16 protein-coding genes and 1 pseudogene are annotated in these 16,553 nt (G+C 36.4%); 8 read left to right on the plus strand and 9 right to left on the minus strand.

Annotated features, from left to right (window positions below; genetic code table 11):
* Positions 1-60 precede the first annotated feature (60 nt).
* The 3 genes from ACFINZ_RS07405 to ACFINZ_RS07415 all read left to right on the plus strand — a co-directional run bounded on the left by ACFINZ_RS07405 (position 61) and on the right by ACFINZ_RS07415 (position 2,570).
* The gene (locus tag ACFINZ_RS07405) at positions 61-399 is read left to right on the plus strand and encodes a P-II family nitrogen regulator (RefSeq protein WP_015856528.1); all 339 of its coding nucleotides are present in this window, start codon (positions 61-63) and stop codon (positions 397-399) included.
* A 59-nt stretch (positions 400-458) separates the two neighbouring features.
* Complete coding sequence (glnA, locus tag ACFINZ_RS07410) at positions 459-1,868, plus strand: type I glutamate--ammonia ligase (RefSeq protein WP_375611514.1); 1,410 nt, start codon at positions 459-461, stop codon at positions 1,866-1,868.
* A 156-nt stretch (positions 1,869-2,024) separates the two neighbouring features.
* Positions 2,025-2,570 carry a hypothetical protein gene (locus ACFINZ_RS07415; protein ID WP_375621407.1) on the plus strand — a complete coding sequence of 182 codons (546 nt, stop codon included), beginning with the start codon at positions 2,025-2,027 and terminating at the stop codon, positions 2,568-2,570.
* Between the two features lie 34 nt (positions 2,571-2,604).
* Here the strand turns inward: ACFINZ_RS07415 and ACFINZ_RS07420 are convergent, their stop codons facing one another.
* A complete protein-coding gene (locus tag ACFINZ_RS07420; RefSeq protein WP_375633843.1) occupies positions 2,605-3,387 on the minus strand; it encodes an ATP12 family chaperone protein in 783 nt (260 codons plus the stop codon).
* A gap of 647 nt (positions 3,388-4,034) precedes the next feature.
* Here ACFINZ_RS07420 and ACFINZ_RS07425 point away from each other — a divergent pair.
* The 5 genes from ACFINZ_RS07425 to ACFINZ_RS07445 are packed head-to-tail and all read left to right on the plus strand — an operon-like array spanning position 4,035 to position 7,986.
* A complete protein-coding gene (locus tag ACFINZ_RS07425) occupies positions 4,035-4,595 on the plus strand; it encodes a prephenate dehydratase domain-containing protein (protein WP_375636821.1) in 561 nt (186 codons plus the stop codon).
* A complete protein-coding gene (locus ACFINZ_RS07430; RefSeq protein WP_375633845.1) occupies positions 4,582-5,337 on the plus strand; it encodes a DUF6421 family protein in 756 nt (251 codons plus the stop codon). Before ACFINZ_RS07425 ends, ACFINZ_RS07430 begins: the two co-directional genes overlap by 14 nt.
* Complete coding sequence (locus ACFINZ_RS07435; protein WP_375633846.1) at positions 5,316-5,786, plus strand: hypothetical protein; 471 nt, start codon at positions 5,316-5,318, stop codon at positions 5,784-5,786. Before ACFINZ_RS07430 ends, ACFINZ_RS07435 begins: the two co-directional genes overlap by 22 nt.
* Positions 5,783-6,727, plus strand: coding sequence for a DMT family transporter (locus ACFINZ_RS07440; RefSeq protein ID WP_375634450.1), 945 nt, complete (start codon positions 5,783-5,785; stop codon positions 6,725-6,727). Before ACFINZ_RS07435 ends, ACFINZ_RS07440 begins: the two co-directional genes overlap by 4 nt.
* Positions 6,724-7,986: an acetyl-CoA carboxylase biotin carboxylase subunit family protein gene (locus tag ACFINZ_RS07445; protein ID WP_375636820.1), complete on the plus strand. Its 1,263-nt coding sequence runs from the start codon at positions 6,724-6,726 to the stop codon at positions 7,984-7,986. Before ACFINZ_RS07440 ends, ACFINZ_RS07445 begins: the two co-directional genes overlap by 4 nt.
* Positions 7,987-8,257: 271 nt before the next feature.
* Here ACFINZ_RS07445 and ACFINZ_RS07450 read toward each other — a convergent pair whose 3' ends face one another.
* The 8 genes and pseudogenes from ACFINZ_RS07450 to ACFINZ_RS07485 form a co-directional block, all read right to left on the minus strand.
* The gene (locus ACFINZ_RS07450) at positions 8,258-11,011 is read right to left on the minus strand and encodes an autotransporter outer membrane beta-barrel domain-containing protein (RefSeq protein WP_375633848.1); all 2,754 of its coding nucleotides are present in this window, start codon (positions 11,009-11,011) and stop codon (positions 8,258-8,260) included.
* 949 nt (positions 11,012-11,960) lie between these two features.
* On the minus strand, positions 11,961-12,410 hold the full coding sequence (locus ACFINZ_RS07455; RefSeq protein ID WP_375633849.1) for a hypothetical protein: 450 nt from the start codon (positions 12,408-12,410) through the stop codon (positions 11,961-11,963).
* A 162-nt stretch (positions 12,411-12,572) separates the two neighbouring features.
* The gene (locus tag ACFINZ_RS07460; protein WP_375633850.1) at positions 12,573-12,974 is read right to left on the minus strand and encodes a hypothetical protein; all 402 of its coding nucleotides are present in this window, start codon (positions 12,972-12,974) and stop codon (positions 12,573-12,575) included.
* 362 nt (positions 12,975-13,336) lie between these two features.
* Positions 13,337-13,734 (minus strand): annotated as a pseudogene (locus tag ACFINZ_RS07465) (hypothetical protein).
* Between the two features lie 19 nt (positions 13,735-13,753).
* Positions 13,754-14,458, minus strand: a complete 705-nt coding sequence (locus ACFINZ_RS07470; protein WP_375633851.1) for a filamentous hemagglutinin — start codon at positions 14,456-14,458, stop codon at positions 13,754-13,756.
* 52 nt (positions 14,459-14,510) lie between these two features.
* Positions 14,511-14,924 carry a hypothetical protein gene (locus ACFINZ_RS07475; protein WP_375633852.1) on the minus strand — a complete coding sequence of 138 codons (414 nt, stop codon included), beginning with the start codon at positions 14,922-14,924 and terminating at the stop codon, positions 14,511-14,513.
* Positions 14,925-15,037: 113 nt separating this feature from the next.
* Positions 15,038-15,199, minus strand: a complete 162-nt coding sequence (locus ACFINZ_RS07480) for a hypothetical protein (RefSeq protein WP_375633853.1) — start codon at positions 15,197-15,199, stop codon at positions 15,038-15,040.
* A 1,076-nt stretch (positions 15,200-16,275) separates the two neighbouring features.
* A partial coding sequence (locus ACFINZ_RS07485; RefSeq protein ID WP_375636818.1) for an XRE family transcriptional regulator occupies positions 16,276-16,553 on the minus strand: 278 nt, incomplete at its 5' end.

Genomic DNA, 16,553 nt, shown 5'->3' on the forward strand with positions numbered 1-16,553 from the left:
GTTGTCAATATAATGTGATGCAGTCTAAAAAGACAAAATAACGTTGGAGATAATTTCAGCATGAAAAAAATTGAAGCCATTATAAAACCTTTCAAACTTGATGAAGTGAAAGAAGCGCTTCAAAAAATTGGGTTACATGGTATTACAGTAACAGAAGCGAAAGGTTTTGGTCGTCAAAGGGAACATACAGAACTTTATCGTGGTACGAAATATGTTGTTGACTTTCTACCTAAAGTAAAGATTGAAATTGTTGTGTCCGATGAAAAACTGGAACAAACTGTTGATGCAATACGTAAAGCAGCTCAAACCAAACATATAGGGGATGGAAAGATATTTGTCTTTTCCATTGATGATGCAATTCGTATAGGCACGGACGAAACCGGTATCGATGCCCTTTAATAAATAACGAGAAAATTCACTTTTTTATCCACCTCAACGCCATATTAAGGAAATTGAATATGACAACCGCATCAGATATTATCAAACAGATTACAGACAACGAAATCCGTTTTGTTGATTTACGTTTTACTGATCCACGAGGAAAATTGCATCATATTACAATGGATATCGCAGAGATCAGCGAGGATACTTTTAGTGATGGTGTCATGTTTGATGGTTCTTCAATTGCTGGTTGGAAAACAATTAATGAATCTGACATGGTTTTAATGCCAGATCCAGCAACAGCACATATTGATCCTTTTTTTGCTCAATCTACTTTGGTCATATTTTGTGATGTACTTGATCCTGTCTCTGGTGAGTTTTATCGTAGAGATCCTCGTTCTATCGCCAAAAGGGCTGAGGTTTATATGAAATCTTTAAACATTGGAGATACAATCAATGTGGGTCCAGAAGCTGAGTTTTTTATCTTTGATGATGTACGCTATAAAACGGACCCTTACAACACAGGGTTTAAACTCGATTCAAGTGAACTTCCCTCTAATGATGATACGGAATATGAAACAGGAAATCTAGGGCATCGCCCACGAATAAAGGGAGGCTACCTTCCTGTTCCGCCGATTGACTCCTGCCAAGATATGCGTTCTGAAATGCTCACAGCACTCAAGGATATGGGCGTACAGGTCGAAAAACACCATCACGAAGTAGCAGCAGGACAACATGAATTGGGTATTCGTTTTGATACACTTGTTCGCGAGGCTGACAAGATGCAAATTTTTAAATATGTTGTACATCAAATAGCAAACAGCTATGGGAAAACAGCAACCTTCATGCCAAAACCAGTTTTTGGTGATAACGGCTCTGGAATGCATGTCCACATTTCCATTTGGAAAGATGGTAAACCCATTTTTGCAGGAAATGAATATGCCGGACTATCAGAAACCTGTCTGTTTTTTATCGGTGGTGTTATTAAGCACGCAAAAGCAATAAATGCTTTTACCAACCCATCCACAAACTCCTATAAACGTTTGGTTCCTGGTTATGAAGCTCCTGTTCTTCTTGCCTATTCAGCACGTAATCGTTCTGCATCTTGCCGTATTCCTATGAGCTCCTCACCAAATTCAAAACGCGTAGAAGTTCGTTTTCCAGACCCAACAGCAAATCCCTATTTGGCATTTGCAGCCCTTTTAATGGCTGGTCTTGACGGTATCAAAAACAAAATTCATCCCGGACATGCTATGGATAAAGATCTTTATGATCTTCCCTTAAAGGAACTTAAAGAAATCCCTACTGTTTCAGGAAGCCTGCGTGAAGCGCTTGAAGCACTTGACAAAGATCGTGGCTTTCTTAAAGCTGGCGACGTTTTTGATGATGATCAGATTAATTCCTTCATTCAAGTAAAGATGCAAGAAGTCTTGCGTTACGAAACAACACCCCATCCTGTTGAATTTGATATGTACTATTCTGTTTAAACAATCAATACGCATTCTTTTGATTTTAAAAATGGAGGCAAAAGCCTCCATTTTTGTGGATATTCTTCTCATGCAAAAGCGCAAGAGGCTTTTTGCTCGTCCGCTTTTCCTTTATAATGTGTTGAATCTCTTCAAATGAATTAACAAAGGTTTCTAATGCCGCGAATTTGTTTTCTCGTTCCCGTTCTTTTATGCATTGTCTTTATCACATCAACAACTAAAGCACATACAATAACCAACCAAAAACTTACAACTCTTGAGAAAGCAACATCTGCTTATAGTAAAGCACTTAAAAATGCCGATGCAAATGCCATCTTAAATGCTATTCCTCCCCAAGTCATCAACCGCTTAACCGCCAAAAAAAATCTTAATCAATCACAATTTCTACAAATCATGAAAAGCCAAATAGAACGGTTGGCAGAAAGTTACAAGATTGAAACGATCAACATTGATCAAAAACAAAAACGTGAAGGTACCCTTGATAATGGTACCCCTTATTTTGTTATACCCGTGGAGCTTGTAACCACAACAAATGCTGGAAAAAAATGCTCTATTCAAACTGAAATTATTGCCCTACTTCACGATAACCAATGGTATTTTATCCGTGGCAATGACGAAGCGCTCTTAACCATAACCAATGAACTATTTCCTGGACTTGATAAAGTAAAAACCAATCCTCAAAAAGTCACAAAAATACTCTGAGCGAAAAGAATGCACGTAAATAAAAGATTTTCCCCTATAAACAAGTTGTAACAATTGTAGCAGCAGCATTAAATTCAACTTTTTTATGAGCACGGCGTGCTATTGTGTCTTTATCCGTTCCCCATTGCTCCATCATCCAATCTTCATCTAAATGGGCAATAGACCAAGCATGATCAGCATCAATGTTTCCCGCAGCAACAGCAAGAGCAATGAGAGCAGATCCCGTTAATGTTGTCATCATATGAAGTGCCGCAAGCATATAAGCAGACTCAACTCTACGTAAATAATGACTCACAGCTTGAAGTGCTTCTGGTGATTGTTCCACATGCATCAGCCCTTCTGTCAAATAAAACCGCGCACCCAGTTTTTTTTCTGCCCAATCTAATAAAGGATCCCATTGTTCAGATTGTTTTTGCACCAACTCTTTAGGTGTCTGTGCACGATAAAAGATCATATCACATGCAACGAAACGCAATAAATCTTCAAAAACCGCCTGCATATCATCAGCGATACCATCAATAACAGTATTAACCAAACGCGTCATCGGCATTTTTGCAGGATCAACAACGTGCTTTTGGTTCTCAAATTCCTGAGCAACGTATTCAGCAAACACTTCTGTTGGCACATGAAAATGACGCCTTGCGGGCGTTTTTACAGGACGTTCATCCAACAAAATCGTAAAGCCGCCCTCCTCACAAGCGATCTTCACTTGCTTATAAAACCGTTTTGGGTGTGATTGGAATGAAAGATTTTGAATCTTTTGAACAGAACTCTTTTTATTCAATGGCATATCAAAATGATCCAAAATCTCACGCATATTTGTTTACCTCTGATTTTTTCAAGAAAGCGACTGTTTCTTTAGGTTCTGTAGCTTCAATAAGGTTTAATCTGACCTTCTTAACGATTCCAAAGAAGAAAAAAAATCTTGCCAATCTCAATCTAACTTAAGAGTTATATTTCATGTTTCTTTTACAAACAAGACAATGATGATTGCCTTTTATATATTTAATACAATCATAATAGTAAAACAATTTTTAAAAGTATTATCTTAATTAAGAAGTTAAATATATTGAGTTTTATGGCAAAGATGTTCACGCCTTACCAATTTGCTTATTATTCACCTATAATAGTATTATCAATATGAACAGATTCAAAAACGCTGCTCATCCAAAAAATGATAGAGCAGTACGGTTTATGTGTCATTCACCTTCGCTTAACCATTCCAATAATTCTCTAACATATCCAATAAATACCCTGCATAGAATTTTTCTGCTCAATTACTCCCCTAAAAGACGCTGTTTTACGGCATGATAGAATAATGAACAGACAAAATTATAATTGTAAATTTTCTTTCATATATACATTATTTTATAAAGCACTAAATTACTTAACGCATTGTGCTTGATATACTCTACATATTACACTAGTTTAAATTTAGGCATATAGTTATAAAGAATAGAGATCATGCAATCTGAAAATAATACTTTTATCTATACACTTGGCCCTGCAGATACTAACTGTGCAGCAGCAGCACAGTGGTGGCTTGACAATCACAATAGAAGTGTTTTGTTCACTGACTCGAGATCCCGTATTATCTTATACGCAACTCTTGAAGAAGCATTTAATGAACTTGCTCAGAAAAAGGATGGATATCTCTTAAGCTGTGCTGCTTACCCTGATTTGCATACACTCATATTTACCCGTTTAGGTGATATGCAATTATTTGACAGCTTTATCATGCCTACTCACTCTATGGTTTTAGCTAAACGCAATAACATTGATGAAATTAAAACCGTAGCGACTCATCCTGCCCCGCAATCTCTGGTAGCTCATCAATATGACAAAGTATTTGCCAACAGCAATGCTGATGCAGCCGTTCTTTGTAAGGCTGAAAAAGCCGATGCTTGTATCACAACATCGGTTGCGGCAAATCGCTATAAGCTGAGTATTGTCGAAAATTTTGGACAAGTGCCAATGTCCTTTTTGCTCCACTCACTAAAGTCAACTAATCATGAAAAAATCTGAAGCGCTTCTTTCCATTGTTAACTTAGTTGACAAATTCCGTATGCGCCAAGAACGAGATGGGAGCATTAAAGAACCAACTTCAGCAGATAATAATATGATCAATGAATTGATCACTCTGCTGAACCACCATGCTAATATTCTTGACGGATTATCTCCAAAACTTTTAGCGACCATTTCTGATGATCTTCATCAGTGGATGATCAGCGGTTTAACGACCCCTCCTCAATTTGATAACACTTTGGCTGCTTTCAAAGCCCCATTACCAGATGCTCCCTTGTTTTTCTTGGCTCCAATGCGTGCAACAAATGGACCTGATCCAGAAGGATTCCGGCTGGAATTAGTTACAGGATATCGTCATGAAACGGCCTATCTTGCTGACGCCTCAAAATATACAAATAATTATCTGTCACCTTTTCAATGTATAAAAATGGGAATAGCATCAAGAGGTTTTTTAGAAGGCAATTGCATTGTTCTATTCCCAGAATCTGTAGCAACTGCTCAAAAAATTGTTAAGCAAGCATTTGCTTTGTTTTTTTCAGTAAATTCTTTGATATTTACAATAAGCAAACAATTGTGGAAGCTGAACGTTTACTCGGCCGTGATAGTAAATTCCTGTTCGGTCAATTGCATAGTCGAAACTTATCTAAAGAAGACATTTACGATGCTCGCTGTTTGTGGGGCTATTATCATGACTATGCACATCATACTGGACCGCGGCCATTGGATAAAAATCTATATATAAAATTAAATTGGTTCACTGGTCTTCTAGAAGAAACTAAAGTTGATTTAATTACAGTGCGTATTATGCTACAAAATCATCCAAAATTTTGGAAAGAAATAACTGAATTTGTCCTATTAGAACGCATATTCCGTTATCCAAAAGATTCTGATCAGCATATGACATTCGATGCTGGTACAGGGATCTTGCTTTTTGAAATATTGATGCGGAACAAAGCATTGATTGAAACAAATCAAGGTTATCTTCAATTTGATTTGGAGTGTCTTGAAAAAGTAATAATATTGATGATAGCAGATATAGAAGCACTTGAAGCATTAGATGATGACGCTTATTTGGCAGGAGCTAAAGATTATATCCAAAATAATCTTGGAAAACCACAGACCTCAAAGTCACGATTTAATTTTTCAACATCATCTTATGCACAGCGAGTGATTAGAGGATTAAATCATTGAGTTTTATAAAAGGACGATTACTATTATTTACTTTTGCCATTCTAGCATTGTTTTCCATAAGTTGGTTATTATCTAAGAATTTGGTTAGCAATATACCCGTCATGCATGCGGTTGGACTTAGGTTGTTTGCCACCGCTGCCACCTTATGGCTGATTGCAGTATTTCGTGAGAAAGCTGTTTTCAGATCCCTACCATTGCTTTCCATGATACCTTCTTTTTTAATTCTATCAGTATTAGGATTCTCGCTGTATTTTGTATGCAGCTTTGGTGCATTAAAATCACTCAAAGCCAGTGATTTAACCATGGTGCTCGCTACTATTCCAGGAATTACTTATATATTAGGTGCATTGACAAATGTCCTTAAATTCTCATGGCTGAAGCTTAGTGGAGTGATAATTGTCAGTGTAGCAGCTGTGGCATTCAATATAAACAATGGAGAAGGTGGATACAGCCTAATAGGAATAGCTCTTGCTTTAACAGCAGCCCTTTCTTACTCTGCTTATGGCTTATTGTCTAAACGTTATCTTAAAAATTTACCTTTGCTCACCTCACTGGCTTGGATCACGACAATTTCTGCAGCATCATTTATGCCATTATTTATTTTTGATCCTGCCCCACTCTTATATCTTAAGTTAGAAGATATATTTAAAATATTGATTTTAGGAACTGTTTGCTCGGCACCAGTTTACGTATTATACCAAAAAGTTTTAGCCGAAGGAGGCGTATTATACGCCAACACTATCGGCGTATTATCCCCTTTTGCAGTGGTTGCATGTGAATGGATAATCGACTCGAGCCCTTCTCTCAACATTATCAAAATAATTGCTATGATTGTAGTTGTTATAGGGATGACACTCTTATTTATAGATGCATCAAAGGTATCTACATGGCAACATAAACGCCATTCTCAAAACTCCAAATTTAATAAGGAAACAAAATGAAAAAACTCGCGTTAGTTTGCCAGCGCAATGCAAAATTACCATTTATATTTGAAGCAGCACAAGCAGCTAATATCGAATTAGTAATGATCTATGATACCGCTGAAAGCGCTCCCACTCAACACCCCGCAGCAGTCACTTCAACTTGGCAACTTCCTGTTTTTGATAACCCAGAGCTAGCTCTAGACACTTTTGCAACAGGAGCAAAAGAACGCAATATTGCTGGGGTTATGACCCTTCGCGAAGAAGCCATTCTATGGACAGCTTTGGCTGCAAAAAAAATCAATACTCCAAGTATTGAACCAGAAGTAGCAGCATTAACCAGAAATAAATATCTCATGCGTCAAGCTTTTGCTAAAGCAGGCTTAAGAACACCAGGATTCTTTTATATAGATAATCCAGAAGACCTATCACAAGTACATGCCTTAGACTGTCCACTCGTTATTAAACCCGTCTCTGGATGGGCAAGTGCAGGCGTCATGTTAGCTAAAAATTCCACCGAACTTCCTGATCTCATTAAAGCCGTATGGAATGTTCAGCATAAAGACATGGCACGTTTTAATGATAAAAATAAACCTGTAGGTTTAGTCGTAGAACAGTATTTGTCAGGAAAAGAGTTTGTCGTAGAATGCTTTGTTGATACAGCAGGTGTACACGTTCTATCCGTTGGAGACAAGGGACAGCCTGAGGGACCATGGTTTGAAGAAACAATTTATCGTCAACGCTGTGATATAGATGATCCTTTAATTATTGCTTTATGTGAGGCTGCATGCTCTGGAGTTAAAGCTCTTGGTATAAATATGGGAGCTGCCCATGTAGAGCTACGCCTAGATACTAATAATTTACCTTATATCATTGAGATAGGCGCTCGTATAGGTGGATCAGGTGTTTCCCATTTTATTGTTGAGCAAGGTACAGGAATTTCATTTGCAAAACTATGTATGAATGCCGCTTTAGCTGAACAAACCCCAGACCTTCCCGATATACTCCCAACTGAAAAAGTGGCGGCAAATTATATTATTCCTCTTCATGGGTATGGACGGTTTTCTGGATTTTCAGGTCTAGATAAGGTTGCACAGCATCCTCAAACCGCCAGAACTATCATTTTTTTTGAAACCAATCACATTTCACCACCTCCACCAGCATTTGGTGGATATCCTGGTTTTATTTTCTCTGTTCATAACTCAAACGAAGAAGCACGCAATTACCATAAATGGCTCGATGATACCTTAAGCATCATATGGCAAAATACTGATTTATAATGATAATTTATCGTTATTCATATTGAATGAGAACGCCGATATCGTAGGATTTTCTCATTTTAAATCTGTTTATCAGATGAACAAATTTTTTAAAGCATTTGAAAAATGCTATAGTAGATAAAAATAAATCAACACGATATTTTCATATTTATTAAAACACATGATATCATTATTAAAAGAAGCAACTAAAATTCTGCACAAACAATGGTTTTAATTCCGATAGTAGAACAAGACTTTGAAAATAACATTTATTATTTTTTTAAAAGATTTATTAAAAATGATAGCGCAAACCACCAGAAAAATGAACTCCAGAAAAACCAGCCTTGGTTAACCTATGCTGATAGCTAAGATCACTGTAAAGTGTAACTTTAGAAGAAAACTGCGCATTGATACCCAAACCTGTTTCTAAGGAAGAACCGAAAGCACTCAACTGAAAAACATCTTTAAAATGAACAAATTGTTCTTTACCAAAACAATGAGCAAGATGAATATTGCCATAAAAAGAAGTGATACGATCCTTATCAGAGGCTGTAAATGTTTTACTTAAACGCCCACCAACACGCACAAACCATTGACTCATTTTTTTCATATCAACATCAAATCCATCAATATCACGAAACTTATCAAATTGAAGATGTTGATAAATAAGCTGAAGTTGCGGATCAAAAATAAGATCTTTATATCCTGTCATAAACGTTTTACCAGCAGAAAACGAAACGTTCAAAGGATTTGCTTTTAATGTCGCCGTCTTACCCCAAACATGGCTACGCACATCCCCTTTAAACAAACCATAAGATAAAAGACCATCTATATAAAAACCAGTTTTGTGTTCCACACTACCGTATGACGTAAATGACCATTTATTAAACGTACTCTTTTGGCTTCGTTCCACGTTACGAGGTTGTAAAGAAAGCTTTCCATAGGTTCCCATAATCCCAAAAGATGTCGTACTATATGCGCTCTCTATTGTTTTGAGCAAAATATCTGTTTTTATAGCGTTATAATCAACATGACCATCGTACCCATATTTAAGTATAGAAAGATCTGAGACATAACGATAACTCCCACCATAACCGTGAACAGATAAAGCAAAGTTCCCTTCAACTTTTAATAATTTACGAGGAATAGACCGCGTAGCTTGCAACTGCTTTTGTTGATGACCAATATCCATGAGCCCAACATGAAATAAAGCATTTGGTAACAAAAGATAAGTTGGAACTTGTGGAACAACCTCTCTGACCTTTAACTCGGAAGGGGGAATAGCAGACACCTCTAAAGCAGGCTGAATATATTTACTTTCAAGGCGAAAATCCCAAAAATCTCCATCTCCTTCAACCAATCTTTGAGAAGTTTGTGCATTTCCAAGAGCAGAAGCTGGACCATAAGCATGAAGATAATATTGGTAAGGCAAACCCTCTAATGCGATATAAGCACGATTTAACTGAAAAGAATCCTCTGCCGCTTTTCCAGAAACCTGAATAAGTGAAATACTATGAGCATTTTCACCGGTTGCTATCTCACCCTGATTTCCTGCAACAAATTGCACATAAACTGTTGTTTTTCCAGAAACATCACCATGTATTAAAAGCCGATCAGTTTTTTTATTATCGAGCAAACCATCACTACTGAGATGCGTATTGAGATAAATATCTGCCCTATCTTGCGCACTATAAACTTCTTTTTCTCCCTTCCCAATATGAAGTGTCTGATACTCCTGAAACATTGGAGTCTCAAAAGCAATAAAACTATCAGAAACTTTCACAAATGAAATAGACGAACTTGTACGGTTTGCAACTTGCAAATCGATCTCTCTTCTTTTTGTCAAAAACCATTTTGATCCCCCTGTTAAATAAAGCTCAGCAATAGAATCATCGGCAACACGAGTCCCTCCTATCAATGAAGAAGAATTAGCCAAAATCGCTACACTCCCCCCCTTTTCAACTGTTAATAATAAGTCACCAAAAATTTTTGTACCTTCTGTTACTCCAATATAACTACGACTGTTATTACTATGAACAGCTGTCCCATCTGGAACCTCAAAAATCGTCCTTTTCAAAAAGACAAGCCCCTGTTCATACGCATCATTTTCCCCATCCCTCTCAAAATACATACCATGTTTGTTACCTATTGCTTTAATTGTTGAATCTTCAATATTAACCCGCGAAATTAAAATATTTCCTTCCCTGCCGTTATTGGATGGCGTGTTAGAATCTTGTCCAACTGTTAAAACATGAACATCCGTAGAAATAATATTCGTATTTTTTACATAAACAGAACCCTGATGTTTTACATTGAAAACTGTATGTGTACTTTTTTCATTTGTATTTTCTTTGTCTTCTGTTTTTTGATATTTTGAAGCAATGGTAACACCATCTAAAGTCGCACTCCCCCCTCTCCCCACATAAAGCGCAGCAGCATCATTCACATCAATAAATCCACTTTTCATCTGAATACCCGCATCAGCACTAACGAAAAGAGCACTCTCTTGACCGATACCCAAACCTTCCACTTTAATTTTTGTATTCGTTAACGTAACAGATGCTCCTCGCTTCTCTGCATAAGCAGCAATCTGAGAAGCCTCAATTGTTCCACGATTAACCTCAATCATTCCACTATCAGCTTTAAGACCTATTGATACATTTTTAAAAGCTGAATCGCTCAAAACAATTTTTCCCCCTCGTGATACAAAAACACCATAAATATCTTCTATACCCGCAGTAGCTTCAACCTCTACACGCGTTGCCTGAATAACTGTATTTGGCTCCTGCACTACTATAGCAGCAGGTAACATGAGAGAACGACCCTCCCCATTCTTTTCTTTAACAGGCGCCGTGAATTTATATACTTTATCACTAATTGTATGCTTTGAACCATCACTGCATCCGTAAGGTAATTTGTTTTCATCACATGACAGTGATGTATATGAATGAGAATGTGCCTCAATATTTATATTTAACAAAAAAGAAAAAATAGCTGCTGTAAAAAAGCACGAATACAAGTGATTGTTAGATACCTTGACTATCATTGTTTCTCAAAACTTTCTTTTTTCAACAAAAACAAAAAATGCTGGAAAAAAAATAAACCACAAATTAAACACAATAAGAACAAAACAAACAAAATTATTTTATTTTTTTATGATAAAATCATAGCATTCAATAATATGTTTTGTGTTTTATGTAAAGAAAGAACAAAAAGTTTAAAAATACCATTTAGGAGGACAATCCCTTTAAAGAAGGCATCTCAAAAACCGCTGAAAACTGTAATTACAAAAGGCCCAAAAACCAATCTTAAAAAAACGTGAAAAAATGCGAATTTTGAAGAGATATAATATTCAATTTATCTCACCACAAAAAAATAAAAATACAACAACATGAGAATAACTTTTAAGATTAAACGATTAAAACGTTTTAATAAAACACAGCACAAAAAGATACAATATACGAAATCTATAACCGCATCATCTCTTCAACCACAACAAAAAAACAAGAAATTGCACACTAATGTATAAGCTAATGTACACAATTTCTATATTAAAAATGTTAAATATCTAACAAAGAAATTTGAATAAATAAAAAACTTCTCCTAATACCCTATCATCAATGATTTGAATTAATAAATGTAATATTTTAGATCTTTTGATAAAATCTAAAATACAGTAAAACACTCACCATTCTGAACTTAAAAAACACCAAAATAAAATTTCATCAAAATTAGCTCTATGAAAGCTATCTGTTTATTATCGTTAAAGCAGATATTTTAGCAAAGCTATTATTTGCCATTCTTTATATTGAATAAATTTCTCTAAACAACAACCCACTATCCTCCGCTAGCATCATCTGACCACAACACTATTGCCAATCTCGTAGCTGATGAATATAACTACATTGGAGACAAAAGAGCTATATTTCTCTCTTCTCCCGTTTAATATTTTTATTTAATTATTGCTTTAAAAATCAACGTTCTACTGTTGATGATCACTTGTACAAAGCTTTTTTTATTTTCTGGCGCTTTTTATCATTTTCAAAACGTAACATCAAATCTCGCTCTTGTTTTGTCGAATTGGTTACACCAAAAGTATCATTGTCCATAACCTGCTGATACCCTGCTACCATTAAATTGACTAAAAATGAATCACTTCGCGGCGTTGATGAAAAATAGATTCCCTTTGAATCTTGTAATTTGTACCGATAACCTGCTTTAGTCATGCACTCATAAACTGCTGCAAAATCACTTGCACGCGAATCCATATTTTTAGAAGAAGCGTAGATTGGTTTCCAACCACATTTTGACAGTGCTTGTTGGACCATAGACTTACTGACACCAGACTTTTCCCATAATTCTAACGTCGATGGGGGAGGTTTGCTAATACACCCAGCAGAGCTTAATAAAATTATAGCACTCAATAATTTCAATGTTTTTTTCATTTCCCCCTCCGTCAATATTTACGATAGAAAGACTGATAAGTCTTCTAATATTTACTCACACGCAAGATGACTTTTGTTAGCATATAGATATTGAAGAAACAATCCCACCCCCCCATGGAAAAACAAGAATGTAAGGATTTTTGATTACAGCAGCCTCAATACTTAAGGTTGACATTCAGGTTGTTCTTTATGCTCTTGACAATGAGGACTATTCAAACGCCTCTCTACACTTCGCTGAGGAATAACTGCATCAGGCTGACAAATTGGAAGATTTTTATATTTCTCACACCACTTCATTCTTCCCAATTTATCTTGGAAACCTGCTTGGATCATACATGCATTCACAGACTCCTCAGCATTGAATTTCTCATCCGTACTTGTTTCTGTATCAAGACGACCATCAAGATGCTGTATTCCACATTCTAACAAAGCTTTTTTGATCTCAAGCTGATCAGTACCGGATTTTTCCCATGCATCTACAGCTGTTCGAGAAGGCTGCTCAGGGTAGCATCCAGCCATAACAAATAAGGTTATCCCGCTTAATAATTTTAAAATCTGCTTCATTTTCCTATCCTTGAGTAATTTTGATATTACGAAACAATCTATAAATTATTTTACATGCTGTTTTTTATTTCCAAAACAATGATGAACATTATCAACCTATATTATTTTATCTTTCCGAAGATTATGCCATAATTATTATATCAAAAATACGGTAAAATTATTACTAAAATCATATATCTATCAACGATATGCTTATAATTATTATCAATATTTTGATTACAACCAAAATAGATATTTTATATTATTGCGCCAACAGTTGTGGTACCCATAAATAAATAGCATTGACATGCTGAATTAAGCCCCCCGCGTACGGGTATGAGAAACATGAAGGTAGGGATTGTGATCGTCACAAACAGCAAGACTTAAGGTTTGCATTCAGGTGCATTTTTATATTTTTTACAAAAAGGGCTGTTCACGCGCTTCTTGACACTGTGCCTCGGGATGACAGCACCCGGACGACAAATGGGCAAGTTTTCGGCTCTATGATTCTCGCACCAAGTCCCCCCACTTTATCACGGAAACCTGATTGGAGCATACAAGCTTCTATGGTTGCTATTGCATTGTAGCTGAGCTTTCTGCTTTCTGGATCAACATCATAAGGCGTTGGCATACCACATTCTAATAATGCTTTTGCTACCTCAGTAAAATCTGCTCCAGGTTTCTCCCGCGTAGCTATCTCTCCTGGAGGAGTTTTATTAAACTGGCACCCAGCTATACTCAATAGAGTTATCGCGCTTAATAATTTTAGAGTTTGTTTCATTTTTACTCCATGATTTAATTCAAGGCTTTTGTTCTAAATGAGATGTGTCATAAAACTTTTGGCATTTATAACCCACATCTCCAAGACAAGTATGGAAGCTTATGGGATTCATGATCACTCTCCACCATTCTTTCCAAACGTTACTACCAGCAGGTATCGTCTCGTAGGTATAGCCATTACCGCCAATAATTCTGCTTACAAAGTCAAATCTATTCCCATCAAAACCAATAATGGTTTGTTTGCCATCACTCACATAACCTAACAGACCGTATGCAACTAAAACATTAGAGGCTGGTCCATAGAAATTGATATTCGTGTTATCGGCTATCCCGCGAACACCTTCTTGTTTGAAAGAATTCAGCATATTCCCCAATGTCATTGTCCCGCGGCTATGTCCATAAAGTTCCAACCCTGTAATACCATGGCTATACACCAAATCTTTTGCTTCTTGTGTGGAATTGGTCAAACCCCAAAAGTTATTTTCCATAAACTTCTGATAACCCGCGACCAAAAGTTCTGAGATAGCAGAATCAGCTTCTGGGAACACAACAAAATAAAGCGGATTATTTTTATCCTTCGCATGTTGCTCTGTATAAACAGCGGCTTCCTCTGGTGGAGTAAAGATGCCATTAAAGGATACATGCACCTTGCCATCAGAACCTTCTTGCAAATGCTGCTTTTCTTCATCCGTTAAATAATGAAAGAGAGGGAACAATCCCGCCATTCCAAGCAAATGCAAAAATAGTGGGATTGTTGATCGTCACTAACAGCAAGACTTAAGGTTTGCATTCAGGTGCGTTTTTATATTTTTTACAAAAAGGGCTGTTTAAGCGCTTCTTGACACTGCGCCTCGGGATGACAGCGCCCGGACGACAAATGGGCAAGTTTTCGGCTCTAAAAGTATAACATGGCCCACCCGCTCTTGCTACCTCTTCATCTTTATAGCGGAAACCTGATTGAAGCATGCAAGCATAAGTTGTTGCTTTTGCATTGACGCTCTGCTTTCTGTTTTCTGGATCGACATCATAAGGAGTTGGCATACCACATTCTAATAATGCTTTTCCTATTTCAGTAAAATCTGCTCCTGGCTTTTCCCAAGCACTCAAATACCCTCCAGGAGTTTTATTAAACTGACATCCAGCGATACTTAACAGAACTATTATACTCAATAATTTTAAGCTTTGTTTCATTTTTTCCTCCTTAAAGGGACTTGTACTCGATTGAATGAGCCATGAACATACCGACATGCTTGGCTCGCATCTCCAAGGCAAGTATGGGGATTTATGGGATTTGTAGCCACTCTCTACCATTCTATCCAAACGTTACTGCCAGCAGGTATCGTCTCGTAGGTATAGCCATTACCGCTAATAATTCTGCTTACAAAGTCAAATCTATTCCCATCAAAACCTGTTTCACGCGTCTGTGAATGGCTGCTATGATAGTCTGTCATGCCAACAATCGTCATACTTTCTCCCATTACATTGATATCTTGACCGGAAATCAGATGAGAAGCAATAATCGTAGCATCTCATTGTACATCCATATCAACATTGCCTGTTGCCTCAAGGATAGAGAGAATTGTTGTTGTGTGTGTTTCAGAGCTATTGGAAGATTTCTCGTGTAAAAAGCCATTTTCCGATGATTGTTTTTGCTAGTCGTAGTGTTCTTGAGCGCCTTTTATGGTAATATTGAATAATTTTGCACCGAAATACAGTTGCGGAGTGCATTTTGTCCGCCTCCACTTGTAATAAAAATTACTCTTGTATCAATATTAAAAAAATAAGTTTGATCCTTCCTCTTGTGAGAACAATAACAATAAGAATCGTAAAACTGTCACACGTTCATTGTTCTCTTTAATTTACTCTTCTATGAGATTTTATTGTAATACCTTGCTGCTGTTTATTAAAGTTTTTGTAAAAACAATGATACAATGCCTCATGTAACTTTGTTATCCACTATTTCTACCAACGCCAATCCTCTTTGAGAAAAAATACATAAAGAACTTTATCTTCGCTTCTAAAAGCAATAGTAATTTTCTAAACAACAAAATTTAAACAACCAATTTTTTAAAGAGCTTAAAAAACAATTCTTACAATAACTTCTCTTGTGAAACAGAACTTCATTAATACGTTTAGAAAAAGATATCTGCCTATAATCATGTATCTGGTAAAATCTATTTGCACTGTTAGGCATTTTAACCTGAAAGACTTATATTGATGGCACAGCTCACCATCAAAAAAACGCCTAATATTTATATGATTTTGTCGTTACCGTAAGCAATGGCTCACAAAAACTTCCAAAGCAAAATAATAACGAGCAGATTTTTTCAATCTAGATTGTTCTAACCTTTAGAGAAAACAATCAAACACCTGTTCTCCTGATGACATCAGCTATTTGTTTTGAGTTTTTTCTCTATTCACATTTTATTGCTGTTTCTTTTGCTAGAAATAACAAGACCTCTTTTTATCTATATAGATAATTGATTTTATATATCTTTTTAAAAGTACGGGATACGTGGATAAAAGTTAGGGAATAGGATTTTTAACATTTCTCTATAAAGCACGCTTCGCACAATGTTTCTAATGTTTCTTTGAAGTCTGCTAACGCTTCTTGATGTAAGCCATCTAAAAGTCTCATAAACGCAACAACAGTTTCACGTTGCAACGGAGTAGAAGGCTTTATGATGATGCTTTTTCGATAAGAATAGGCTTCTTTTTTTAAGAGAGAAGCCATAGCTTTATCTAAACCATAAAGCTCTATGATCTTTTCCTCCAGTCCTACAGGAACAGATTTTTTGCCAATCTCGACAGAAGATAAAA

The sequence above is a fragment of the Bartonella sp. AA81SXKL genome (genome assembly GCF_042196945.1).
GTDB lineage: Bacteria > Pseudomonadota > Alphaproteobacteria > Rhizobiales > Rhizobiaceae > Bartonella.